The 23,349-nt window shown below is 64.8% G+C and carries 17 protein-coding genes; 3 read left to right on the top strand and 14 right to left on the bottom strand.

Annotation, left to right across the window (positions count from 1 at the left end; all coding sequences use genetic code 11):
* Window positions 1–40: 40 nt before the first annotated feature.
* The 6 genes from ACOIX3_RS14100 to ACOIX3_RS14075 all read right to left on the bottom strand — a co-directional run bounded on the left by ACOIX3_RS14100 (window position 41) and on the right by ACOIX3_RS14075 (window position 10,757).
* Window positions 41–1,918 carry a calcium-binding protein gene (locus tag ACOIX3_RS14100; RefSeq protein WP_420970407.1) on the bottom strand — a complete coding sequence of 626 codons (1,878 nt, stop codon included), beginning with the start codon at window positions 1,916–1,918 and terminating at the stop codon, window positions 41–43.
* A gap of 211 nt (window positions 1,919–2,129) precedes the next feature.
* Complete coding sequence (locus ACOIX3_RS14095) at window positions 2,130–3,401, bottom strand: calcium-binding protein (protein WP_420970406.1); 1,272 nt, start codon at window positions 3,399–3,401, stop codon at window positions 2,130–2,132.
* Window positions 3,402–4,077: 676 nt separating this feature from the next.
* Complete coding sequence (locus tag ACOIX3_RS14090; protein ID WP_420970405.1) at window positions 4,078–5,259, bottom strand: glycosyltransferase family 4 protein; 1,182 nt, start codon at window positions 5,257–5,259, stop codon at window positions 4,078–4,080.
* On the bottom strand, window positions 5,229–7,223 hold the full coding sequence (locus ACOIX3_RS14085) for an alginate lyase family protein (RefSeq protein ID WP_420970404.1): 1,995 nt from the start codon (window positions 7,221–7,223) through the stop codon (window positions 5,229–5,231). Before ACOIX3_RS14085 ends, ACOIX3_RS14090 begins: the two co-directional genes overlap by 31 nt.
* The gene (locus ACOIX3_RS14080; RefSeq protein WP_420970403.1) at window positions 7,220–9,406 is read right to left on the bottom strand and encodes a bi-domain-containing oxidoreductase; all 2,187 of its coding nucleotides are present in this window, start codon (window positions 9,404–9,406) and stop codon (window positions 7,220–7,222) included. The genes ACOIX3_RS14085 and ACOIX3_RS14080 overlap by 4 nt, the downstream gene beginning before the upstream one ends.
* Before the next feature lie 112 nt (window positions 9,407–9,518).
* A complete protein-coding gene (locus ACOIX3_RS14075) occupies window positions 9,519–10,757 on the bottom strand; it encodes a glycosyl hydrolase (protein ID WP_420970402.1) in 1,239 nt (412 codons plus the stop codon).
* Window positions 10,758–10,874: 117 nt separating this feature from the next.
* Here ACOIX3_RS14075 and ACOIX3_RS14070 point away from each other — a divergent pair, with 117 nt between their 5' ends.
* The 3 genes from ACOIX3_RS14070 to ACOIX3_RS14060 all read left to right on the top strand — a co-directional run bounded on the left by ACOIX3_RS14070 (window position 10,875) and on the right by ACOIX3_RS14060 (window position 14,297).
* The gene (locus ACOIX3_RS14070; protein WP_420970400.1) at window positions 10,875–12,185 is read left to right on the top strand and encodes a glycosyltransferase family 4 protein; all 1,311 of its coding nucleotides are present in this window, start codon (window positions 10,875–10,877) and stop codon (window positions 12,183–12,185) included.
* A 73-nt stretch (window positions 12,186–12,258) separates the two neighbouring features.
* Entirely contained in the window at window positions 12,259–13,569 is a 1,311-nt protein-coding gene (locus tag ACOIX3_RS14065; RefSeq protein WP_420970399.1) for a nucleotide sugar dehydrogenase, read from the top strand.
* 8 nt (window positions 13,570–13,577) lie between these two features.
* Window positions 13,578–14,297 (top strand): class I SAM-dependent methyltransferase, encoded by a 720-nt coding sequence (locus ACOIX3_RS14060; RefSeq protein ID WP_420970398.1) that lies wholly within the window; start codon window positions 13,578–13,580, stop codon window positions 14,295–14,297.
* Between the two features lie 21 nt (window positions 14,298–14,318).
* Here ACOIX3_RS14060 and ACOIX3_RS14055 read toward each other — a convergent pair whose 3' ends face one another.
* The 8 genes from ACOIX3_RS14055 to ACOIX3_RS14020 form a co-directional block, all read right to left on the bottom strand.
* A complete protein-coding gene (locus ACOIX3_RS14055; protein WP_420970397.1) occupies window positions 14,319–14,990 on the bottom strand; it encodes a methyltransferase domain-containing protein in 672 nt (223 codons plus the stop codon).
* 85 nt (window positions 14,991–15,075) lie between these two features.
* On the bottom strand, window positions 15,076–15,702 hold the full coding sequence (locus ACOIX3_RS14050; protein ID WP_420970396.1) for a class I SAM-dependent methyltransferase: 627 nt from the start codon (window positions 15,700–15,702) through the stop codon (window positions 15,076–15,078).
* Window positions 15,699–16,988: a polysaccharide transporter gene (locus tag ACOIX3_RS14045; protein WP_420970395.1), complete on the bottom strand. Its 1,290-nt coding sequence runs from the start codon at window positions 16,986–16,988 to the stop codon at window positions 15,699–15,701. Before ACOIX3_RS14045 ends, ACOIX3_RS14050 begins: the two co-directional genes overlap by 4 nt.
* 26 nt (window positions 16,989–17,014) lie before the next feature.
* Window positions 17,015–18,307, bottom strand: coding sequence for an O-antigen ligase family protein (locus ACOIX3_RS14040; RefSeq protein WP_420970394.1), 1,293 nt, complete (start codon window positions 18,305–18,307; stop codon window positions 17,015–17,017).
* Window positions 18,304–19,419: a glycosyltransferase family 4 protein gene (locus ACOIX3_RS14035; protein ID WP_420970393.1), complete on the bottom strand. Its 1,116-nt coding sequence runs from the start codon at window positions 19,417–19,419 to the stop codon at window positions 18,304–18,306. The genes ACOIX3_RS14040 and ACOIX3_RS14035 overlap by 4 nt, the downstream gene beginning before the upstream one ends.
* Window positions 19,420–19,422: 3 nt before the next feature.
* Window positions 19,423–20,178 carry a class I SAM-dependent methyltransferase gene (locus tag ACOIX3_RS14030; protein ID WP_420970392.1) on the bottom strand — a complete coding sequence of 252 codons (756 nt, stop codon included), beginning with the start codon at window positions 20,176–20,178 and terminating at the stop codon, window positions 19,423–19,425.
* Window positions 20,175–20,987 (bottom strand): hypothetical protein, encoded by an 813-nt coding sequence (locus ACOIX3_RS14025; protein WP_420970391.1) that lies wholly within the window; start codon window positions 20,985–20,987, stop codon window positions 20,175–20,177. Before ACOIX3_RS14025 ends, ACOIX3_RS14030 begins: the two co-directional genes overlap by 4 nt.
* Before the next feature lie 13 nt (window positions 20,988–21,000).
* Complete coding sequence (locus ACOIX3_RS14020) at window positions 21,001–23,274, bottom strand: polysaccharide biosynthesis tyrosine autokinase (protein ID WP_420970390.1); 2,274 nt, start codon at window positions 23,272–23,274, stop codon at window positions 21,001–21,003.
* Window positions 23,275–23,349: the final 75 nt, after the last annotated feature.

Genomic DNA, 23,349 nt, shown 5'->3' with positions numbered 1-23,349 from the left:
TCTGAGTGCAGACCTGAGATCTTGGTTCGGGTTTGGGATCTTACAGCCTGATCGACTGACCATCGTTGAAGATCAGGTATTCGATGTTGCTGATCTGGGTCACCTGGCCATTGCTGAAGTTGATGTCCAGAGAGCTGTTGTCCTTGCCCGCGGTGATGCCGGTCAGGTCGGCCAAGGCGTGATCCAGGAAGGTCAGCGAGTCCCTGTCGCCGCCACGGCCGTCGATCTTGTCACGGCTGATGGCATCGGACAGGTAGAAATAGTCCTGACCGGAGCCGCCAACCATCGTGGCCGTACCCGTGGCAGAGCCGACGAACGTCGTCCCGTCATTGCCGTCGGCGACCAGCCACTGGTGGCCCGAACCGGCGACCAGCGTATCATTGCCGGCGCCGCCATACAGCGAGTCGTTGCCGGCGCCGCCATAGAGCACGTCGTTGCCGTCACCGCCAACAAGCCAGCTCGCGCGCGACGCCTCGCTGTTCGAGTAGAGCACGTCGTTGCCGGCGCCGCCGTACTCGTCACCGGCCCCCTTGCCGCCGATCAGCGTGTCGTTGCCAGCGCCACCTTGCAGCGTGTCGTTGCGGGCGCCGCTATCGAGCGAGCCATAGAGCACGTCATTGCCGTCACCGCCGAAAAGCAAGCTCGCGTGGAACGCATCGCTGCCCGAGTAGAGCACATCGTCGCCGGCGCGGCCGTACAGCGTCTCGCTGCCAGCGCCGCCAACCAGCATGTCGTTGCCGGTGCCGCCATCCAGAATGTCGGTACCCGCTCCGCCGTAGAGCGAGTCGTTGCCGTCATCGCCAGAGAGGTACGAGCCGCCCCCCGCAGTGCTGCCCGAGTAGAGCATGTCGTTGTCGCTGCCGCCGTATTCGGAACCGGTCTCGGCGGCGCCAACCAGCACGTCGTTGCCGGCGTCGCCATGCAGCGTTTCGCTACCAGCAAAGACACCACCAACCAGCGTGTCGTCGCCCGCACCGCCTTCGAGCACGACCCCCAACAAGTCACGCGCGTTTGAATAGAGAATGTCGTTCCCGCTGCCACCATACTCCGCAACAGTGCCGGCGCTGCCAACCAGCAGGTCGTTGCCGTCGCCGCCATCCATTGTGTTGGCAGCGGCACTCGCAGCGCCATACAGCGTGTCGTTGCCGTCGCCGCCCGACAGCAGCATCATCAAGCCTGGACGCAGTTCCACACCCGCGTAGAGCACGTCATTGCCGGCGCCGCCGTAGAGCTCTTCGCCGAAGCCGCCGACGCCGAGGAAGTATTGGCCTCCGATGAGGGTGTCATTCCCCGGGCCGCCGTCGAGAACCTCGTGGCCATAACCCGGACCTGCGCTCAACCAGTCGTCACCGGCGCCGCCATACAGGCTATCGTCGCCCCAACCAGCAATCAGCGTGTCGTTTCCGGTACCGCCGTCAAGCGTGCTGGGTTTGCCTCCCCCCACGCTGCCCGACACCAGCACGTCGTCGCCGCTACCGCCATATAGTTCCGACGGGCCACCACCGAACACCGTGTCGTTGCCGGCGCCGGCAAAAACCGTCGTATCGCCGATGAAATCCGTACCCCTGCTGCTGACGAACGAGACATAGTCGTTTCCGGCGCCGGTCGCGACCAGCACCGGGCCGCTGCCGATCACGCTCAGCGTCACGTCGCTGTTGGTGGCTTCGATGATCGCCTTCAGGTTGGCGCCGATGTGAACGGAATTATTGGCGTTGATTTCGATCAGAACATTGGCGTTCGGATCCGGGCTGCTGATCGCGGCGCCGACCGCGACCGGGATTGTCGCGCCGTCGTCCGGGCTGCTGTAGCCGATCCCCGCGCTGATCAGATAGTCGAGAATCTGTTGCCGGGTTGCGTGATCGAACGTCGAGCTGAGCGCTGCCTTGAGCTGCGTCTGGTTCAGGTTTTGCGTCACCATCGATCGAGCCCCGCTTCGATGCGCTACATCATCGCCAAGCAAATACTCAAATGATCTCGATGATTCACAATTGGTGCAGGCTGCAACGCTGCGACATTATCAGACAGCGTTTCATAACACTACCTGTAATCGCAAAAAAACGCCGCCTCAACCATGGTTGAGGCGGCGCCTTTTGCTTAGTGCAGACATGGTCTAGTGCAGACCTCAGATCTTACAGCTTGGTCGAGTGACCATCGTTGAAGATCAGGTATTCGATGTTGCTGATCTGCGTCACCTGGCCATTGCTGAAGTTGACGTCCAGAGAACCATCCTTGCCCGCGCTGATACCGGTCACATCGGTCGAGGCGTGATCGAGGAAGGTCAGCGAGTCCTTGTTGCCCGCGCCACCGTCGATGGTGTCGCTGCTGTGGAGGTTGGACAGGTAGAAGTAATCCTGACCATTGCCGCCAACCATCGAGGCCGTACCGGTGGCGGAGCCAACGAACGAGTCGTTGCCGTTGCCGCCGATCAGTGACTGCGTGCCGGAGCCGGCGACCAGCGTGTCGCTACCGGAGCCGCCATACAGCGTGTCGTTGCCGGCACCGCCGTAGAGCGAGTCGTTGCCGTCACCGCCGTAGAGCGAGGTCGCGTGCGACGCATCGCTGCCCGAATAGAGCACGTCCTTGCCTGCGCCGCCGTACTCGGCAACAGTGCCGGTGCCACCAACCAGCAGGTCGTTGCCGGCGCCGCCATTCAGCGTATCGGCGCCCGCCCCACCATACAGCGAGTCGTTGCCGGCACCACCGTTCAGGACCGAGCCGTGCGACGCATCCGAGTTCGAGTAGAGCGCGTCGTTGCCGGTGCCGCCGCTGAGCAGATTGTTGCCCGTACCGCCAACCAGCACGTCGTTGCCGCGACCGCCGACCAGGTCGGACGAGGTACCGCCGTAGAGCGTGTCGTCGCCGGAGCCACCGAGCAGTGTATCGGCGCCAGTGCCGACCAGCAGATCGTTGCCGGAGCCGCCGTCCAGCGTGCTGTGACCGGAAGCGTTGTCGATCAGCACGTCGTTGCCGGCACCACCGCTGAGCGAGTCGTGACCCGCGCCACCGAAGATCGTGTCATTGCCGGCGCCGGCGAGAACCGTCGTATCACCGGTGTTGTTGATGAAGATCTGATCGTTGCCGGAGCCGGTCGCGACCAGCACCGGGGTGCTGCCGTTGACCGACAGCGTCACGTCGCTGTTGGTGGCTTCGATGATCGCCTTCAGGTTGGCGTCAGTGTTAACAGTGTTATTGGCGTTGGTTTCGATGAGAACATTGGCAGACGGATCCGGGTTCGAGATGCCGGCACCCACCTGCACCGGAATCTCCGTTCCGTCATCCGGGCTGGTGTATCCGACCCCTGCGTTGATCAGATAGTCAAGAATCTGTTGCTGGGTCGCGTGATCGATCGTGGAGTGGATCGCATGTTTGAGGTCAGTCTGGTCGAGATTGTAAGTCGCCATCGATGTAGCCCCTGCTTGGGATACGAGGATTCAAGCCGCTCGCCCGCACGTAAGCTGTTGAATCACAACCAGTTTGTTGCGACGCAGCTCAAATGTGGACACACGTTACGAACTTGTTAAGTCCATTGTTAAGTCCGCAATACCGGAGTGTCAATCAGCAATGCGCTATTAACGTCTGGTTCCCTGAGACTTATGTGAGACTTAGCGCCGCCTCGGTCGCGGACTAACATTCAGCGCAGGCAGCTCACAAATGTTAGCCGCGATGCAAAAAAGGGTAGCGATTATACGGGGTTTCATCCGGTCCCAAGATGGCGCCAGGGCGCAGAATTTCGCAGCCTTTGCGCGCGCTTCGACGCGATTTTCTGATCTGAAAAAATATTTCTGCGCCGCGTGAGAGCTTTTTCAGAAAAGCGTCAAACGTCACAACCGGCGGGCAAGCGGAGCGGCGTTATGCCGGGCTCCGGTTGCAGGCTGCGAGCGTCAAGCGGGCAAAAACCGGGGAATCGATCGTAGAATCGGGGTAATTCGGCCGCTCGGACAAAGCCGGAGGGGAGCCCGATCAAACGCCCGATATAACGAATTAACATTAGATTCGCCGCGATCTGTTAGGGACAAGAGCGCGGCAACGGGCAAGGCGGCGCCCGATGATCACGCGCGGAGCAACCGTCTGCGGCGATCATCCAGCGGCGGCGCGCGCGTAGATGGCCTCGAGCAGCCGCAGATTCTCATCCGGCGCGTAACGCTCGAGATAGGCGGTCCGCGCAGCCTGCCCCCATGCCGTTGCCCGATCAGGGGCGCCCAGAAGCTCAACAATCCGCTGTCTGAGCCGGGCCGTATCGCCCGGCGGCACCAATGCGCCGGTCTTGCCGGCGCTCACCACCTCGGCAAGTCCGCCGATCTCGGATGCGATCACCGGCGTCCCCTGTGCGAAGGCTTCGACCACGACCATCGGAAATCCCTCGTACCATAGCGACGGCACGACCAGCGCCCGGGCACTCGCCATCTCCCGAAGCACGTCTGCACGCGCGAGCGCGCCGAGGAACCTGACATTGGCGGGCGCCCGAGCCTCTAACGCAGCGCGCTCCGGTCCCTCACCGACGATCCGCAAGAGCACGTCGGTCCCCGCAAGCGCGTCGAGCAACACGGCGACGCCCTTCTCGCGGCTCAGCCGTCCGACATAGAGCAGCCCGGTGCGCGGTATCGCCGGATCGGGTGCACCGGGATCGGCCATGAAGTTCGGCTTCACGTCGATCCGGCCGGCGTCGAAGCCGGCCTGCGTGAACAACGTTCGGGCAAACTGCGTCAGCGCGATCAGGCGCAGACCGGGACGCGTCCAGGTGCCACGGCGCTGGTGCCGCGCGATCATGTAGGCCGAGGCCAGCGAGCCCGGCAGCGATCCGCGGTAGCAGCGGTGAACGGCGCCCCAGAGATGACCGCGGTCCAGGCATTTGTGGCAGATGCGGCCGTCGCGCAGCAGCATGCCGCCGGTGCAGATGGTGCGATAATTGTGCAGCGTCACCACCGCAGGCACGCGCTTCTGCCGGCAGACATCGAACACGGCGGGCGAGAGCAGCGGAAAAAAATTATGGACGTGGACGATGTCGGGGCGAAAGCGGTCGATCGCCTCCGCCATGGCCCGTTTTCCCTCCGCATTGTTCGCGATCGACAGCGTCGTCGCGATCCGCGCGGCAAGCGAATTGATCGCTTCGTTGCTGACCGTGAGCGTCTCAACACTGTGTCCAGCGTCGCGGAGCAGGTCGACTTCCGCTTCGAACACGACGTCTTCGCCGCCGCGTCCCTGATACCTGTTGTGCGCGACCAGGATCTTCATGACCGGCGTGCCGGCTCGGGAAACCAACGCAGCTCCGTCACCAGGCTTTGGCCGGCGGCGAGCGTTCCGGAGCCGATCAGCGTCGTCGCCGGCACTTTGAGATCGAACGACGGCGAATACCAGCCGGCCGGCACGGTCTCGTCACCGCGATACGCTGTCCAGTCGAGCGCCGCCGGCAGATCGAGCTCGCCGTGTCCGCCCGGCCATGCGAGCTGCGCCGTCCCCCCTTCGAGCTTGCATTCGACGTCGGGACCGAGATGCCAGCTGAGGCTCGCCGGCACCGCAAGCCCCTCATCGGCAAGCACAATATCGGTGACGACGAGCCGCGCCGCCTGACGCTGCAATTGCACCGAACGACGATGCACGAGACGATCTGCTGCGTCCTGATATCCCGAATGCTCCGCGACCCAGCTCGCGTCCGCATCACGATCGTCCAGGCCGCTCGATGCGATCAGCCGGCTCTGCGCATGCCGCGTCCAGAGAAACGGCCCGCCCGACACCGACTGGTCGCGCCCGAACAGGCAGAGCGTATTGTGCGCCAGCGTGGAACGGAAATAGGCACGCCATCGCGGATCGCCGTGATAGCAATAGGTGCCGGGGTCGGCGAGGATATCGACGCCGCCGATCCGGCATTCGAGCGACAGCGCATCCGCATGGGCATGGGCCGCAATGCGGCCGAAGCCATGCGGGCCGTGATCGCAGCGGCACCACACTGCTCGGTCGGCATCGACGAGAAAGGTCTGTCCCGCCTCATCAAGCGAATACGGACGGCGCGCGGGCCGCGCGGCGATCGCGCGCGCTCCGATGCCGTCGGTCAGAACAAACGTGCGCAGATCGGGCTCCGGCAGCCTGGGCCACCACTCCAGATCGCCGAACAGACGCGCCCCGGTGGCGAGCAGACCGAGCCAGCGATTGCCGGCGGGATCGTCGAGCAACAGGCCAATGCCATCATCGCCATCACCTTGACGGGGAGGATGGGCGCGGTCGTCCAGCATCGCGGCAATGACGTCGCACATGCGGCACATCGTGGTCCAGACCATTTCGCCCAGCTGGTGCCCGGACGCTTCGCCCTGCACTGCCGCGGCCAGCAGCAGTTCGAGGACAAAGCCGTGATAATCGGTCGCGAGCTCGCGATTGCTGCCGCAGGCGAAGGTTTGCGCGACAGCCTCGTCTGCCAGCGTCCTGGCGGCATTCTGGCGCCACAGCGCGCTGTCGCGGAAGAACGGAAACACGCAGGCCGCCACGAACTGCCCGGCGGCCTCCGCGATGATGTGATTGTTGGCGGAGGAGCCACGGCTCGGAAACTGCGACAGCCAGTATTGGTGCGCATAGAGCTGCGTCAGGAACAGGTCATTGTCCTCGAACAATGCTGGCGCGCCAGGCCAGTTCTGCAGCAGCTGGCGCACCCAGGCCCACGAGATCAACCGCACGCCAAGCTCGATGCCGCTGATCCAGTGCGGGCCGCGCGGGAATGGATTTTCGCGCCACCAGTTCGTGAGATGCGTGGCCACGCGCCTGGCGTAGCATTCGTCCGAGGTCAGGTAATACGCGGCCGCGAGCACCGTGAGATGGTGGTGACGCGACGGCTCCCAGATGTATTTGATGTTCCCGACCGCGGCTTCGTCGCGATAGGGAACCGCGAACGCGTAGACGTCGGCGGGCGCCCGCTTGCCGCTTCTGATATCGACGAACCAATCCGGCCTTTCGCCCAAAGCATCATGATCTCCGGCGAAAACCCGCCAATGTCCGGCCAGAATCCGGTCGGCGCTCTGGATGAGTCGCTCCGAGGCCTGCTGCGGAGCGTGCGCCGGCAATGGCAGCGGCTTCAGCCGCGGCTGCCGCGGGCCCGGGGCGAGCCGGGCGCTGGCGTGTCGTGCGATATCGGGCGGCGTGATGCGCCAGAGCAGGCGCAACAGCTGATCGTTCACCCGTCCCGCAAGCTCGGACGGCTCCATGCGCTGCAGCCTGCGCAGATACCAGGCCGGATTCATCTCAACGCAGTCGCGGCGCGTGCGACGCCCTGCTCTGCTGCGCCGATCGTCAGATCGACCGCCATTCCGGCGGCTGCGCTCTCCTGCACCGCGAGGGTTGCGCGGGTGGTCGCAAGCAGCGATTCGAGTTCGATCGGCATCGCGGCCCCCGATGCGACCGCGGCGATGAAGGCATCCAGCATCGGCCGCTGCCCCTTGTCGAGCCGCGCTTTCTTGGCCGTGTGCTGTCCGGCGTGCCAGACCTCGAAGCCCGAGAAATTGTCGAAGGCGGCAAAGCCGGTGCTTGCCGATATTTCGAGCGCCTCCTTCGGCACACGCGGATCGCCGCCGGTGAGATAGCTGAGGCTCGCAACCGAACCGTCGGCAAAATCGAGCGTGGCGACGAGATTGTCGACATCCTTGCCCGCGGCGCTGGCGGAGACGCGCACCGGCTCGGCGCCGAGCCACCAGGACAATACGTCGATGAAATGCCCGCCCTCGCCGACGAACCGGCTGCCCTCGCTCTCGGCCTGCAGATACCAGGATGATTTCTCAAGCGGGCCGGCGATGACGCGATATTGCAGCATCTGCGGTCCTGCCGGTGCGAACGCCGCACGCATGCCCTGCAGCAGCGGCGAGAAGCGGCGGTTGAAACCGACCATCAGCCGGTTGTTGCCGGTCTCGCGGATCACCTGCTCCAATTGGTCGAGCGCGTCTGGATCGATCGCCAGCGGCTTCTCGACAAACACCGCCTTGCCGGCGCGCAGCGCTTGCGCCGCGAGGTCGGCGTGGGAGGCATGGCGCGTCGCGATCAGCACGGCATCGATGTCGACGGCCTCGAGCACCGAGGCGGCATCCGTCGAGGCACGCGCGAAGCCGAACTTGCGCACCGCGGTGGCGCCGCTCAGGCCAGTGTTGGTGGCGACCTCGACGAGATCCACGCGCGCGTGATTTGCAAGCTGCGGCAACAACATGCTGGAGGCATAATTGCCCGCACCGATGACGCCGAGCCGGACCCGGCCGCTGCGCAGGGCAACGGCCGGGCGATAGACCATTTGCATCGCCCGGGAAGCGGCGTCCGGATAGGCGAACACCATGCCGAGGCCGACCTCGCCCCGGCTCATGCGCTCGAACGCGGTCGTTGCCTGCTCCAGCGGCACCATTTCGGAAATCAGCGACGAAAAATCGAGCCGTCCGTCGGCGAGCAGCGCGACGATCGCCTCCATGTTGCGCTTCTCGGTCCAGCGCACATGGCCGATCGGATAGTCGATGCCGCCCTCCTCGTAGAGCGGATCGTAGCGGCCGGGGCCGTAGGAGCGCGAGAATCGAACGTCGAGCTCCTTGTCGTAGAATTCGTTCCACGGCAGGTTCAGCGTGCATTTGCCGATGTCGACGATGCGGCCGCGGTCGCGCAGCAAGGCGGCCGCACGCGACGCGAGATCAGGATCGTCGCTGCCCGCCGTGATGAACACGCAATCGACACCGTTGCCTGCGGTCAGCTGATCGATCCGGGCGCGAAACCCGGCCGCAGCATCATCAGATGCGACCGCGCAGACCGCAGCGCCCGCAGCCTCCGCCTGACGGCAGCGCGGCTCCAGCCTGTCGAGCCCGACGACCACGACACCGGCGCTGCGCAACAGGCGCACCATGATCTGCCCGATCAGGCCGAGGCCGATCACGCAGGCGGTCTCACCGAAACCGATTTCCGACTGGCGCATCGCCTGCAGCGCGATCGAGGCGATCGTCGTGAACGCGGCCTGGTCGAGCGCAGCACCATCCGGCAGCGGCACGCAGAGGTTCACCGGCACCCAATTATATTCAGCATGGGTTGCATATTGATTGCCGCCGCAGCAGACCCGCTGTCCGAGCGAGAAGCCGCCGACGCCCTCACCCACCTCCACGACGGTGCCCGACAGCGAGTAACCAAGCGGCGTGTAGGAATCGAGGCGGTTCATCACCTTCTGATAGGTCGCAAGCAATCCCTGCTGGCGGACCGAGCGCGCCACTTTGGCAACCTGGTCGGGGCGCGCACGCGCCTTGCCGAGCAGCGACAGGCGGCCTTCGGTGAATTTCATCATCTCGGTGCCGGTCGACACCGCCGAGAACGCCGTGCGCACCAAAACCCCGCCGGGGCGACAGCGCGGCGCCGGCACGTCGATCAGCTTGAGTTCGCCGCTCTTATAGTTCTGCGCGATCTGCTTCACGGTCGGTTCAATCGCCTCAAGTTAACAGTGCCCGTTGTATCGCGCCCGCCGCCCGCAACGAAGCCGGGAACATCGTCATAATTATCTCATCGCCGAGCGTTTAACATCGTTATCATTCCAGCAACAGGACCGGTTTGGGCGAGATCTCGACCTCACCGTTGGCGACGGCTCCTTCGCCGCCGTCCAGGCCCTGGTAACGGCCAAAACGCGGGTCGACGCGCTGTGCTGACCGCCCCTTGGTGGTCCAGAGGATCAAGCCATTGCGGCCATCCGGCATGCGGAGTTCGACGCGCCAGGTCGACGGCGACGTCCTCCCTGCCGCCACGACGCTGGCGCCGACCAGCCACGACTGGACAGTGCGATAGGCAATGCCGCTCGGAAGCAGCCCGCGCGCCCGGTCCCACAATTTGCCGAAATCGCCGCCCCCGCCGGCGAACTCGTACCAGTAGAACCGGTCGACACCGCTGATCCATTTCAGGATATAGGCGCGCGCCAGAAAGCCATCCTGGTTGTCATCGTGAGACGCCCAGCCGGCCTCGGTGTCCCAGATCGGCCTTGTGGAAAGATCGTGCGCGGCGAGGATCTGCTTGAAGCGGGCGATGACCCCGATCACCGCTTCGGGTTCGCTCGTATAGCCGTGGAAGGCGAAGACGTCGGCATATTGTCCGCCGCCTTGCGCCATGAAGGCCTGTTGCCAGCGATAGCCTTCGGGCGTGCCGTTGGACGACGGCGTCAGCACGGTCAGAGCGGGATCGCTGGCCTTGATGATCTCGTAGGCCCGTTTTTGCATCTCGACCATGGTCGCGATATCGCCCGAGTAATATTTGGGATCCTCGGGCTCGTTCCAGATTTCCCAGTATTTGACGCGGCCGGCGGCGCGCGTCACGGCCGCGCGCACCCATTCATCCCATGATGTGAGATCGGCCGGCGGCGAGCTTGCACCGGGCGTGAATGCCGGCGGCGCATCCTTCACCGACGCGGCCCAGCGCGGCGTGAAGGCAAGATTGAGGACGATATCGACGTGCTCGCGCTCCGCCGCCGCAAGGATCGCGTCGAAGCGCGCCCAATTGTAGATGCCGGGCGCCGGGTTGATCTGCGCCCAGTAGATCGCGCCCCACAGGCGGACTCCGTCAAATTTGAGCGCCGGCCACGGCTGCGACTGCCCGATCGCATTGATCGTCATGCCGAAAAACGTCGGCGGGATCACCACATTCACATGGCTCACATTGAGCACATCGTTTGCCGCCGCACCGGCCCACTGCAGCGGCCATTTGTGAGCCAGCGGCGCCTGCGCAATCAAAACCAGCGCGATCACCGCCCTTTGTGCCCAATCCCTCACTCTACCTGCCATGTCCGTGTCTCGTCGCCGTCACATCCGCGGCGGGATTGCAAAATGCAAGCTGCGCATGTTAATGCCGATGTTAGTCGGATTGTGATGTTGTTAGGTCAATGGTATAGATCATCGCAGATGTCGAGAGCTGAACCATCACCGCGGCGGATCCTGATCATCGTCGAGAACCTTCCGGTTCCTTTCGATCGCAGGGTGTGGTGCGAGGCAACGTCGCTGCGCAAGGCGGGCTATGAAGTTTCGGTGATCTGCCCGAAGGGCCGCGGCCATGACGAATCCTACGAGTGCCTCGACGGCATTCACATCTACCGTCATCCGATGCCGGTGGAAGCGCGCGGGATCGCCGCCTATCTCATTGAATATCCGGTCGCGCTGTTCTGGGAGACGTGGCTTGCGATCAAGGTGGCGTGGAAGCACGGCCTCGACGTGATCCATGGCTGCAATCCGCCCGACCTGATCTTTCTGATCGGCCTGCTGTTCAATCTCGGCGGCAAGCGCTTCGTGTTCGATCATCACGACGTCAATCCCGAGCTCTACGAAGCAAAATTCGGCCGCAGGGATTTTTTCTGGCATCTGCTGCGGCTGGTCGAATATCTCACCTTCAAGACCGCAAGCATCTCGATCGCGACCAACGAATCCTATCGCGAGATCGCGATCACCCGTGGCCGCATGCCGGCCAACCGGGTCTTCGTGGTGCGCTCCGGCCCCAATCTCGGCCGGGTGCGCTCCCGCCCCGCCGATCCGGCCTGGCGCCGCGGCCGGCGCTACAGTGTCGGCTACGTCGGCGTGATCGGCCAGTCAGAAGGCATCGATCTCCTGCTGCAGTCGATCGGCCACATCGTGCACGATCTCGGCCGCACCGACATCCAGTTCAACATCGCCGGCACCGGGCCGGAGTGGAATGCGGTGGTCAAGCTCTGCGAAGAGATGCAGCTCTCCGACTACGTGAATTTCACGGGCGCTATCGCCGACGAGGCGCTGTTCACGATGCTCTCGACCGCAGACGTCTGCGTCAATCCGGATCGCGTCACGCCGATGAACGACATCTCCACCATGAACAAGATCATGGAATACATGGCGCTCGGACGGCCGATCGTTCAGTTCGAGGTTCGCGAAGGCCGGCGCTCCGCGCTCGACGCCTCGCTCTATGCGGCGAAGAACGACCCGCGGGATTTCGCCGGCAAGATCGTCACGCTGATCGATGATCCGGCGCTGCGGCAGGCGATGGGGGCCTTTGGCCGCAGCCGCGTCGAGCGCGAATTGTCCTGGACGCACGAGGAGCCGAAGCTGCTCGCCGCCTATGAGGCGTTGTTCGCCAGGAAGCTCCCCTGGCAGAGCCGCGCGCCGCGCGCGAACGTCCCCGCGGAGCAGTCGACCTCGCAGGCGTCTGGTGTCAACGCCAATGCAGCCGCCGGGCGGGCATCGCGTTGAACGCCCTGCCGCCTCACTCACGCAAAACGCGACGCGGCCACGCGCGGGTCGCCGGATGGTCGAAGGTCGAAGCATGAACGTCAGCATTTTCGGCCTCGGCTATGTCGGAACGGTCTGCGCGGCCTGTTTCACCGAGCTCGGCCACCAGATCATCGGCGTCGACAAGAGCGTCGACAAGGTCGACCTGATCCGCAAGGGCCGATCGCCGGTCATCGAGCCGGGCATCTCGGACAAGGTGGCGCACGCGGTTGCAAGGGGTCAGTTGACCGCAACCACCGACGCCACCGAGGCGATCGTCAACAGCGACATCTCGATGGTCTGCGTCGGCACGCCGTCGTCCGGCAACGGCAATCTCGACCTGACCGCGATCCGGCAGGTCGCGATCGAGATCGGCCGCGGGCTGCGGGCGAAGAACGCGCCGCATACCGTGACGATCCGCTCCACCGTGCTGCCCGGCACCACCCGCTGTACCGTCGGACCGCTGATCGAGGAAGCCTCCGGCAACAAGATCGGACGCGATTTCGACCTCGCCTTCAATCCGGAGTTCCTGCGCGAAGGCAGCGCGATTGCCGACTTCAACGCACCGTCCAAGACCGTGGTCGGCGCCTTCAACCAGGAAACCGCCGACCGCGTCATGGCGCTCTACAAGGATCTGCCGGGCGCCAAGATCACGCCGCCGGTCGAGACCGCCGAGCTGGTCAAATATGTCGACAACAGCTGGCACGCGTTGAAGGTCAGCTTTGCCAATGAGATCGGCACCATCGCAAAGACGCTCGGCATCGACGGCCGCGACGTCATGAACATCTTCCTGCAGGACACCAGGCTCAACATCTCGCCGGCCTATCTGCGGCCCGGCTTTGCCTTCGGCGGCTCCTGCCTGCCGAAGGACGTCAAGGCGCTGAAGCATCTCGCGCACAGCCGTGGACTGTCGACGCCGGTGCTCGAAAGCATCCTGCCAAGCAACGACATGATCATGTCGCGCGGCGCCGACTGGATCCTGTCGCACGACGGCCGCCGCATCGCGTTCCTCGGCATCAGCTTCAAGGCCGGCACCGACGATGTCCGCGACAGCCCCTTCGTCGAGCTGGTCAAAAGCTTGCGCAGTGAGCAGCGCGACATCCGGATCTACGACCCCAACGTGCAGCTATCGCAACTGATCGGCGCCAACCGGGACTTCATGATGCGCAATCCGGAACTGGTCGGTTTGCTGCATGACGATGTGACGGCGACGGTCGAATGGGCCGACATCATCGTGCTGACGACCGCCGATCCGCGCTTCGTCGCCGCGCTGAAGGCGACCCGCCCCGACCAGGTCGTGCTCGAACTGTCGGACATCGGTCTGCCCCGAGAGGTGCGCGCCAAAGTGAGCGGCTTCCACTGGTAGGGAACACCATGGCTACCATGGCCCAGACCCGCGACCGACCCGAAATCCGCTTTCACGACGAGATCTCGTCGGCGTGGGAGAGGCTGCATCAGAGCCGCACCTTCAAGGCGCGCACCGCCGCGATGTTCGATCTGCTCGGGAATGCTGACCTCCATGGCCAGCGCTGGCTGGATGCAGGTTGCGGCACCGGAACGCTCTCCCGCCTGCTCGCCGCGCGCGGCTGCGACGTCACCGGCGTCGATGCCTCGTCGGAGATGATTGCGGCTGCACGCGGCCGCTCCGCCGACGGTCCGTCGGCCGAACGGCTTACATTTCGGCAGATTCCGACCATCGCAAACCTGCCGTTTGCGGATCGATCCTTTGACGGCGTGCTCTGCGCGAGCGTGCTGGAATATGTCCCCGACGTGGCGCAGTGCCTCGCGCAGATCCATCGCGTGCTCAGGCCCGGCGGACTGCTGCTGCTCTCGATCCCCAATCGCGGATCACTGCTGCGCCAGGGCTACAAGCTCGCGCATGCGGCTTCGTCGCGCGTGTCGGCGCGGCCGCTGTTCCGCTACCTCGCCTTTTCCAAGTTCGACACCACGCCGGACGTCATGCAGGGCCTGCTGCGGCAACATGGCCTCACCATGCTCGGCGCCAGCTTTGCCGGCTCGCCGTTGCCGCCGGCGCTCGATCGCCGCCCCGCGGTCGGCACGCTGATCAATATTCTCGCCCGCCGCGACAATTGATGCGGCGGGCAGATGCCTGCTTCACGCCTTGATCGCCATCAGCGACTTGGTCATGCCGAGATATCGCTCGCGATAGATTTTCGCGTCCGGAAACGTTTCGGTCATCTCGCGCCAGTCGAACAGGTGCCAATCGGGCGCGGTGCGCTTGAACCAGAAGCGGTTGAACCTTTCGATCAATGCGATTTGCCGTCGCCTCGGCAACAGGACGATGATTCCGGGCAGCCAGGTATGGCTCTCGATCGGAAAGTACCGGTACGGCGTCTGCACGTAGAACGACTTCGCCACCCGCGAGATCTCGCCGGCGAAGCGGTTCTGGTGCTCGCGCGCGATGTTCCTGAATGCCGTGTCGTTGTCGATCGTCACGACGTCCTGTTTCGGCCCGGTGACGTGCTCAATCACCGACGAGCAGAAGCAGAAGTCAAACGCCTGATCCTTGAACGGCAGCCGCTCGGTCTCCTGCAGCAGAACGGTCTTGAACCCGAAGCGTTCGCGCGCGGCCTGCAAATCGTCGGCCGAAATGTCGCAGACCGTGATGTCGGTATGGCGCGGCAGGATCGCGCGAATGTGCCGGCCGGTGCCGCCGCCGAGATCGAGGATCTTGGCGTCGAGCGGCAGGTTCACGGTGCGGACGAGGAACTCGCCGCGCCGCTTGCGTGCTGCACCGGAAAATCGGGCTTGAATTGCGCCCAGCAATGTCAGTCTCCTGTTACCGGTCGCGTCGGTCTAGCACGGCACGTGCAATCCTTCGCGCAACGGCATATTGGCTCTCCGCTTCCGCTCACTTGATCGCCTCGAAAAAGATCGACTCGTCCGGCCGGTTGTCGAGCCGGTCGATGTCGGGGCAGATCCCCTCACGATAGGCCCGGGTGTGGGTCTCGGAACAGCCCGCAGCTCGGAACAGCGCCGCGAGGGAGGCGCGCGTAAAGCCCCAGTGATGCGCAAAGGCGGCCTCCTTGCGGCGCTCGATTTCGAACACGCCCTTGAGGAAGGCCTGCGGCGCGGCCGGATCGTAGAGGGCGACGATCCTTTCCATGTCGGGGACAACGATGCGGCATACCCCGCCCGGCGCCAGCACCCGCGCAATCTCACGCGCCAGCCGCTCGACCTCGTCGGGAAACAAATGCTCGAAGACATGCGCGCTGAACACCGCCGCGAGGCTGCCATCCGCGAACGGCAACGGCTTGGTCAGGTCCATGTAGCGCAGCCCGGCAAACTTGCCCTGGCGATGCTCGGCATAGCGGGCGTCGCTCAGCAGGCCGGCGAGATGCAACGCTTTCGCCGCGAGCGGCAGGCGCGCGATCCACAGATGCATCGTGATGTCGGTGTTGATCCAGCCCGCGATACCGCAATTGAAGGCGCCGATATGCAGCTTCGAGAGCGAGCGGCCGGATGCGTCGTCGGTCATGTCTGCTCCCGCACCGAATTGGTCAGCACGACCACGATCACCGACGCCGCGCTGGAGGCCACCATCGCCGCAACCGCGCCCATCATTTGCCGGGCCTCCGCCGCAAGCGGCAGAACGCAGCACAGCGCGACCAGGCCGGCAATCCGGCTCAGCATGAACCGCTGCGGCCTGCCGGTCGCAAACAGCGGCAGCGCGAGGCCGAGCCACACCGCGTCGAGCGCCATCGCAGCCCCCATCAAGGCGATGCTGCCGGTGCCGATCTCGTAACTCTGGCCGTGGATGACGAGGGCGAGGATGCGCTGGCTGAACAGCACGACCATCGCGCCATAGGCGAGCGCGATCGAGCCGAGCAGCACGGCATTTTCGCGCGCGGCAGCGGCGACCGCGCTGCGCCGGCCGGCGCGCAGCTCGGCTGCGATCTCCGGCAGGCGGACCGAGAACATCGTCGCGCAGAACTGGCTGAGCGGTGCGAACACCAGGAGCAAGATCCGCAGCGACGCGCTCGCGTCCAGCCCGATCAGGAAGCCGCAAACCGGGATCAGCCCGATGCTGCCGATCCAGTAGGTAAGCGAGGTCGCGACGAACCAGCGGCCGTTCCGAAACAGCCGCCGCAGCGAGCCGCGGAAGATCCTGGTCTGCGGCCGGGCTAGCTCGCTGGTGTGAACGAGCAGCAGGCTGCCGGCCAGCGCCGCCGAGATCGCGATGCAGGCCATTGCCGCGGCGGCGCCGGTCAGTTTAAGCGCGATCATCAGCCCGGCCGAGACGACAAGCGCCGCGCAATAGGTCAACGACGACGCCACCGCGCGCGGCAGCCGCCCATCGAGATAGCAGATGCGGCGGAACATGCTTTGCAGCCGAACCGCAGGGATAGCGAGCCCGGTTGCGATCACGAGCCCGCCCGCGACACCGCCGACAGCTGCGATCACGAGGCCAGCAACCACCAGCAGCAGGCCAAGCACTGCCGAGACCAGCAGCGACGACAGATAGAGGCCGAGCCGCAGTTGCGGCCACAGCGATTTCGGGATGCGATGTGCGGTCGCCGGCAGCCCGTCGTCGAACAACCCGCGCAGAAACACCGCCTCGATCAGGATCGAGAACGACCAGGCGATACTGAATTGGCCGAATGAATTGATATCGAGCACATTGGCCAGCACGATCGTCAGCACGAATGCCGAGCCGCTGAGCAGCGCCTGATCGATCAGGCCGAGCGCGACATTGCCCCCGGCGCGCCGCAGCCGGCCGAGCGCGCCGCGCGCAGCACCGGCGACCCGGGTCTGGGCCGCCATTCGATCCAGCCTTTCGGTCAACGCACTCACGCCTCACTCACACGCAGTCTGGCAAACGCCCGCCGCGGCGCCATCTGCAGCCTGGCTTCGGGGCCGAAATAGCACCAGAACACCAGCACGCAGCCGAAATAATTATGCAGCAGCTGACTGGAATCGTTGGCTGACGCGATTACGACGAACAGCAGCATCGCGAACGGCGCCAGCCAGTACATCCCGCGCCGCTCGAACGTGAAGACGATGGTGTTCCACAACGCCCGCGCCAGCAGCAGCATATAGAACGTGCCGCCGAGCAGACCGAATTGAAGGAAGGCATCGAGATAGGAATTCTCGAATGAGCCGAACTCGGTGTTCCATGGCGCCATGCTCGTCAGCTCGTTCACGGGCGAGTTCGGCAGCTCGTTGAAGAACCCGGAGAAGCCGTAGCCCAGCCAGGGGTGTTGCCAAAAGAAGTGCGGCCAGACCGCCCAGAGGAACGAGCGGCCGGTCAGGTTTCCGCTGCGGCCGACCAGCCCGTACAACTCGTCGCTCGGCACCGCGAACATGACAACCGCGACAAAGGCGAGGCCGAGCCAGTAGATCGAGGCGGCTCCCCTGTGCCCAAGCACCACCAGCAGCAGCCCGAAGGTCACGGCGAGCGCCGTCAACATGCTGATCAGCGGTCCCGCGGCGCCGGCCGCGGCGAGCGCAAAAAGATGACACCCCATCAACAACAGCGACCAGCCGAACTGCCGCCGCGGCCCCGCCAGCATGCGGACGAAGCAGATCAGCACCATGAGACCGAAGAAGGCGCCCGCGAGATTCTTGTGACCGAACACGCCGGCATAGGCCTGCGTCCCGAGCACGGTCGGCCGATGCAGCGGATCGTAGTCCCATTGCGAGCCGATCACCGGAAACAGCAGGACGTGAACGATCAGCACCACGATCCCAATCCGGAACAGGGTGTCGACGAGCCGATCGACCGGGCAGCTGATCACGACCCAGGCCGAGAACAGCGTAGTCAGGAGATACATCGCGAACTTGATCGACGCGCCCGCGGGCTCGGCGCTCAGCGCCAGCGACAGCAGCGCGAAGGCAATGAACGTCAGATAGAGATGCGATTGCAGCATCAGCAGGCCGAAGCGTTTCCGATCGACCGCAATGTGCAGCATCAGCAGGATGTAAAGCAGCAGCCACGCGCCGCGGAACAGCGCGGACTCCCCGGCCCGTTCCGCGAACGAGATGCCCTCGATGAAATTGAACAGGAAATAGATGCAGCCGAGCACCATCACCAGATAGGCGTGCAGAAAGACCTCGGTTCGAAACCACCATCTGCCGATCATTGAACGGCTTCCCGCCGGGCCGGCGCCCTCAAGAGATGATCGACCGCGGCCGCAAAGCGCGCCGCGGAATCGGCAAGTGCATCCCGTCGCACGCTCTGCCTGGCCTGCTGCGACATCACCTCCCAGCGCGCGGGATGTTCGAGCAGGCCGCGCGCTGCGTCGACCCAAGCCTGCTCATCGAGCGCGCAAACATGACCATTGTCGTGGTCGCGCACCAACTCGCCGCCCGCCCCGACATGGGGCGACACCAGGCAGGGAACCCCGCACTGCAGAGCCTCGTTGCACACCAGACCCCACGGTTCCAGCAACGAGGGCAGCAGGAGCAGGCGCGATTGCAGATAGACCTCCGATATCGCCTGCCACGGCACATAGCTGTCGTGGCGGACATCGATGCCGGCGCTGCCGAGCCGCGCCAGCATGCGCTGCTCGGCAGCGCCGGACCCGACCACGCGAACCCTTAAGCCAGGCAAGATCCGACTGAGCGCGATGGCGACGTTCTCGAAGAAGATCGCGTTCTTGGCGTCGTCGTTGATGCGGGCGCACCAAAGCAGGTGAAATCGACGATCGTGGAAACCCGGGACGGTGTCCGGCGGATCCCATGCCGGCACCAGCGGCACCACGAACAGATCGTCGTCGCCAACACCTTCGCCACGGAAATACGCCCTGCCCTTGTCGCTGCAGCACACGACGGCGTCGCACTGGCGCAGCAGCCATGGCCGCGCCAGGCGATGATAGGCCGTGTTGGGCATCGTTTCGCGCCAGCCGTCGATCGTCAGCGCAAGCGCCCTGCCGTTGGCGCGCGCCCATGCCACGCCCGCCAGCATCGAGGGATAGAGGCCGTTGACGAATAGCAGGTCGGGTGCCAGCGCGTTCAGGGCGCGCCCGATCCCGATATTGAGATGGGTGTGACGCGAGCGCGACAATGGGATCGAGACACCGGGCACCGTGCGCGTCGCGTAGCGCGGCGTGAACGATCCCGCCCAGGCGCGATCGGCCTCCTGCGCGGTACAGGACAGCACCGCGAGATTGAGCCCGCGGTCAACCAGCTCGTTGTAGAGCCGGTTGGTGTAGGGTGTGATCATGTTGTTGAAGACGACCACGCGCGGCGCCATGGCTTATCGGTCCCGCGGCGGCGGCGGCTCGACGCGCCGGCAGAGCGCCCCGCAATGATAGGTGGCAAGCCGGGTCGCAAGCTCGGGGCTGACCGACAACAGCGACTTCCGCACCAGGCTCTTGGCAAGCCCCTTGACCCGCGAGGAATGAAAGGCGTGCACCGGCAGGCTGTGATCATAGGTACCGAAGCCGGCGACGTGCAGCCCCGCGGTCTCCAGCACCAGGCGGAATGTGTCCGGTGTGTAGAAATTGATGTGGCCGATATCGAGCGTGGATTGCAGCGCCCGCCGATTGGTCCGCGCATGCAGCTCGCACGGCACTTCGAGATAGATGAAATTCCGCGCCACCCGGGTAAGCTCGTGCAGGAACGCGCGCGGCTCGGGCACGTGTTCGAGTACGTGGCTGGCATAGACGAGGTCGAACGATCCGTCGGCGAACGGGATCGTCACACCGTCATAGCTCGACCAGCGGAACGGCGCTGAAGCGGCGCCGTCGGTCTCCAGGTTGGTTGCGGGATCGATGACGTCGATGCCGGTGAAGTCGCGGCCGATGCCGATCGCGGACAGCCGCGCCAGCACGGCGCCGGTGCCGCAGCCGACCTCGAGCACATTGCCGACACCGGCGGCGGAAGCACCGAGCAAGCCGGCGATATGATCGGCCTTGTCGACCGCGCAGATGCGGCGCCAGTCGCGCTCCTGCGCCGAATAGACGCCCTCATAATGCGCGTTGTGCTGTCCGATGCTGAATTCCATCGTCATGGTCTAGCCATTGCTGCGGGCGGCATTCGGGCAAGCTCGCCGGGGCGGTCGTTCGGTTTGCGCTCCAGATTGCGTCGCTCCGCCGGCGAGAGGCGGTCGAGATCGTATCCAATGTCGGCCATGCTACGGGTCAGGATGTCGACGTTCCGTTGCGGGACAGCTGCCAGGCCGGCCATCAGCCCGTCCCGGTGCACCCAGCCGGGGCCCTTCAGGAGATCGATCGCCTCGGTGTACAATTCGGTCTTCACGAGCCGTGCGAACTCGGCAACGACCGCGTCCGACAGGTCGGGCGGCAACGCATCGAGCATCGCGAGCGCCATGGCGCTGCGCTTGACCACGATCCAGCCCTCATTGGGTCCGAGCCGGTATGACATCCGCAGCAGGTCGAAATTTGCGTCGCTCAAACCTTGCCTGATGTTGCGAAGCCAGAACAGTACGACCCAGAGATAAGGATCGGCCGGCGCGCAACCGAGCGATCTGCGGAGGGCCGCGTCGAGCTCGCCCATCCGGCTGTCCACGAGGTTGCCGGATGCGAGTGCGTTCTCGGCGAGCCGCAGCCGGATCACCGCCGCGCTGCGATCGATCGTCGGCATGCAGTCCGATCGCGCCGCGGCGCGCGACAGCAGCGGACCGAGGTCGCCGAGCTCGGCGTCGCTGACCGGCACGATGCGCAGGATCAGGTCCCTGGCGCCGTCCAACCGGCTCTGCTCGACGAATACCGGCAGAGTGGTCGCGCCCCAGGCGACCGACGAGCACGCGACCGCGGCCAGGAAGCCGCGCGCAAGCCAGATGGCGGCACGCCGGGGCATCCCGTCTCGCGTCTCACTCGGTGTAGCCATATCGCCCATAATGCGAGTTGTAATAGTAGTTCTTGCCGCCATAGCCGCTATAGCGGCTCATCGCGGCGATATCGGCCTTGTTGAGCACGACGCCGAGCAGGTTCTCGTTGACCGCGCGCGCGCTGCGCAGCGCCCGCTCGACCACCTGCACCTGGGTCTTGCCCCACTCCACGATGAAGACGAAGGAATCGACGAAGTGCGCGGTGATGCGGACATCGACCACCGGCGTCAGCGGCGGGAAGTCGACGATCACGTAGTCATAATGGCTGCGGACCCCGTCGATGAAATCCTTCATCTGGTCGGAGGCCAGCACCTCGTGCGAATGCGCGATGCGCGACCGTGTGGCGCCGGGCAGGAAGGCAAGGCCGGTCTCCGGATCGCGCCACAGCGTGTCCTGCAATGTCGCATTGTTCGACAGGACGTCGAGAATGCCGCGCTCGGCGCTCGCGGCGACCTTGCGGCTGAGCGAGGGATTGCGCAGGTCGCAATCGACCAGGAGCACGCGCGCCCCGCTCTGCGCGACCAGCTGCGCGAACACAAAGGCCAGCGTCGACTTGCCCTCGTTGGGCAGCGCCGAGGTCAGGCCGAGGATCTTCGACGGCTTGGTGACGTTGAGGTCCGCATTGACCTTGATCGAGCGGATCGCTTCAGAGAACCGTGAGAATGGCGAATCGATCGCGGCCCACAGCACCGGTTCATCGCCGCGCTGGATCATGCGCGCGCCGGCCGGCAGGTGAGGACGAGCGACCACCGGCGCCTTGAGCTGGCTTGGCGAGAGGCGCGGAACGATCGCAACGCAATCGGCGTCGAGGATGGTCTCGACCATTTCAGCGGTGCGGAACACCCGGTCATAGAGATCGCGCAACACGCCGAGCCCGAGTCCGGCGATCAGGCCGCCGAGCGCCGAGAGCGCGAGCACGACCAAGGTCTGCGGGTGACTCTTGCTGAGCGGACGCGAGGCACGGGTGATCACCCGCGCCTCGCTGACCGGAAACGACTGCTGCTGCACATTTTCCATGTAGCGCTGCAGGAAATTGTCATAGAGCGAGCGATAGGTCTGGGCCGAGCTCTCGAGCTCGCGCAGCGTGACCTGCGCCTGGTTGGTGGACTGCGACTGCGAGACGGACTCGTTCACGGCGCGCTCGATCTCGGTCTGACGCTGCAGGGCGATCGCATAGTCGCTCTTGTAGCTTTCGGCGAGCCGCTTCAGCTCGTCGATGATCGACGACTGGATCTCGCGCATCTGGTTGCGCAAATTGACGGCGGCCAGGTGATTGTAGCCATAGCGCGACGACCAGTCGGCCTCGCGGTTGGCAAGCTCAAGATATTGCGAGCGGAGCTTGGTGATGACCTGGTTGTTCAGGGTATCGGCAACCGTCGCGTCGGCGACGCCGCCCTTCACCACCGCCTCGATGCGGTCGAGCTTGGCCTTGGCGTCGGTGACCTGCGACTTCACATGGACCAGCTGGGTGTTGAGCTCGCCGAGCTGCTGCTCGTTGAGCAGCTTGCCGCTGGAGGTGACGATGTTGTTGGTCTTCTTGTAGTCGAGCACCGCGCGCTCGGCATTGGATGCCTGCGTGCGCAGCTCCTGGATGCGGTCCTGCAGCCAGACGCTGGCGCGGCGCGTCGCCTGATACTTGGAATCGAGCTGGTCGACGATGTAGGCGTCGGCGACACCGTTGGCGATCTGCGCCGCGCGTTCCGGATCGAGCGAGCGGAAAGAGACCTCGATGACATAGGTCATGCCGCGGCGGCGGACGTCGAGCTGCTTCTGGAAGGTGCGGACCGCGCGCCGGGTCCGGTCGAACTCGTTGGGCGGCGCGCTGCCTGCGAACAGGCCGGACACGAAATCGAGCACGGCTCCCGCCGCGCCGGCCCTGGAGCCGATGAATTCCGGATCCTCGTTGAGCTTGAGATCGCGGATCACCGCGAGCGCCACGTTCTCGGACTTCAGGATTTCGACCTGGCTCTCGACCGCGGAGGAATCGACCGGGAGCTCGCTCACCGGCGATTGCTGCTGGAAGGCCTGGAATTTGCGCGTGTCGATGATCATCGTAGCGAGCGCGGTATAGCTCGGCGCCGCCGTCATCAGGTAGCAGATGCCGCCGAACAGGCAGAGGCCCGCCGTCCCGAGGATCACCCAGTACTGCCGGAGCAGATAGGTGACGAAGGCGTCGAAGGTTTCCGCCAGCGACGGCAGTTCGGCCGGACGATTTCTCAGATCGACAGACGGCGAAATCTGGTTGCGCTGAAGCATCTCGTCCTATCGCCGCGGCGGCAGGATACATCCTGCCCTCGCGCCCTCCAATGATCCCGGGAAGCGTCCCGCCGC

The sequence above is a fragment of the Bradyrhizobium sp. B120 genome (genome assembly GCF_049075665.1).
Classification (GTDB): Bacteria; Pseudomonadota; Alphaproteobacteria; order Rhizobiales; family Xanthobacteraceae; genus Bradyrhizobium.
Note: the sequence above shows the minus strand (reverse complement) of the source record. Positions and strands in the feature narration are given on the sequence as shown.

Coding starts and splice junctions, on each gene's coding strand:
- ACOIX3_RS14065 (WP_420970399.1), top strand. CDS start 12,259: ATGAACGTCAGCATTTTCGGCCTCGGCTATGTCGGAACGGTCTGCGCG.
- ACOIX3_RS14035 (WP_420970393.1), bottom strand. CDS start 19,419: ATGGCGCCGCGCGTGGTCGTCTTCAACAACATGATCACACCCTACACC.
- ACOIX3_RS14020 (WP_420970390.1), bottom strand. CDS start 23,274: ATGCTTCAGCGCAACCAGATTTCGCCGTCTGTCGATCTGAGAAATCGT.
- ACOIX3_RS14100 (WP_420970407.1), bottom strand. CDS start 1,918: ATGGTGACGCAAAACCTGAACCAGACGCAGCTCAAGGCAGCGCTCAGC.
- ACOIX3_RS14040 (WP_420970394.1), bottom strand. CDS start 18,307: ATGATCGGCAGATGGTGGTTTCGAACCGAGGTCTTTCTGCACGCCTAT.
- ACOIX3_RS14070 (WP_420970400.1), top strand. CDS start 10,875: ATGTCGAGAGCTGAACCATCACCGCGGCGGATCCTGATCATCGTCGAG.
- ACOIX3_RS14045 (WP_420970395.1), bottom strand. CDS start 16,988: ATGGCGGCCCAGACCCGGGTCGCCGGTGCTGCGCGCGGCGCGCTCGGC.
- ACOIX3_RS14060 (WP_420970398.1), top strand. CDS start 13,578: ATGGCTACCATGGCCCAGACCCGCGACCGACCCGAAATCCGCTTTCAC.
- ACOIX3_RS14095 (WP_420970406.1), bottom strand. CDS start 3,401: ATGGCGACTTACAATCTCGACCAGACTGACCTCAAACATGCGATCCAC.
- ACOIX3_RS14025 (WP_420970391.1), bottom strand. CDS start 20,987: ATGCCCCGGCGTGCCGCCATCTGGCTTGCGCGCGGCTTCCTGGCCGCG.
- ACOIX3_RS14075 (WP_420970402.1), bottom strand. CDS start 10,757: ATGGCAGGTAGAGTGAGGGATTGGGCACAAAGGGCGGTGATCGCGCTG.
- ACOIX3_RS14050 (WP_420970396.1), bottom strand. CDS start 15,702: ATGACCGACGACGCATCCGGCCGCTCGCTCTCGAAGCTGCATATCGGC.
- ACOIX3_RS14085 (WP_420970404.1), bottom strand. CDS start 7,223: ATGAATCCGGCCTGGTATCTGCGCAGGCTGCAGCGCATGGAGCCGTCC.
- ACOIX3_RS14030 (WP_420970392.1), bottom strand. CDS start 20,178: ATGACGATGGAATTCAGCATCGGACAGCACAACGCGCATTATGAGGGC.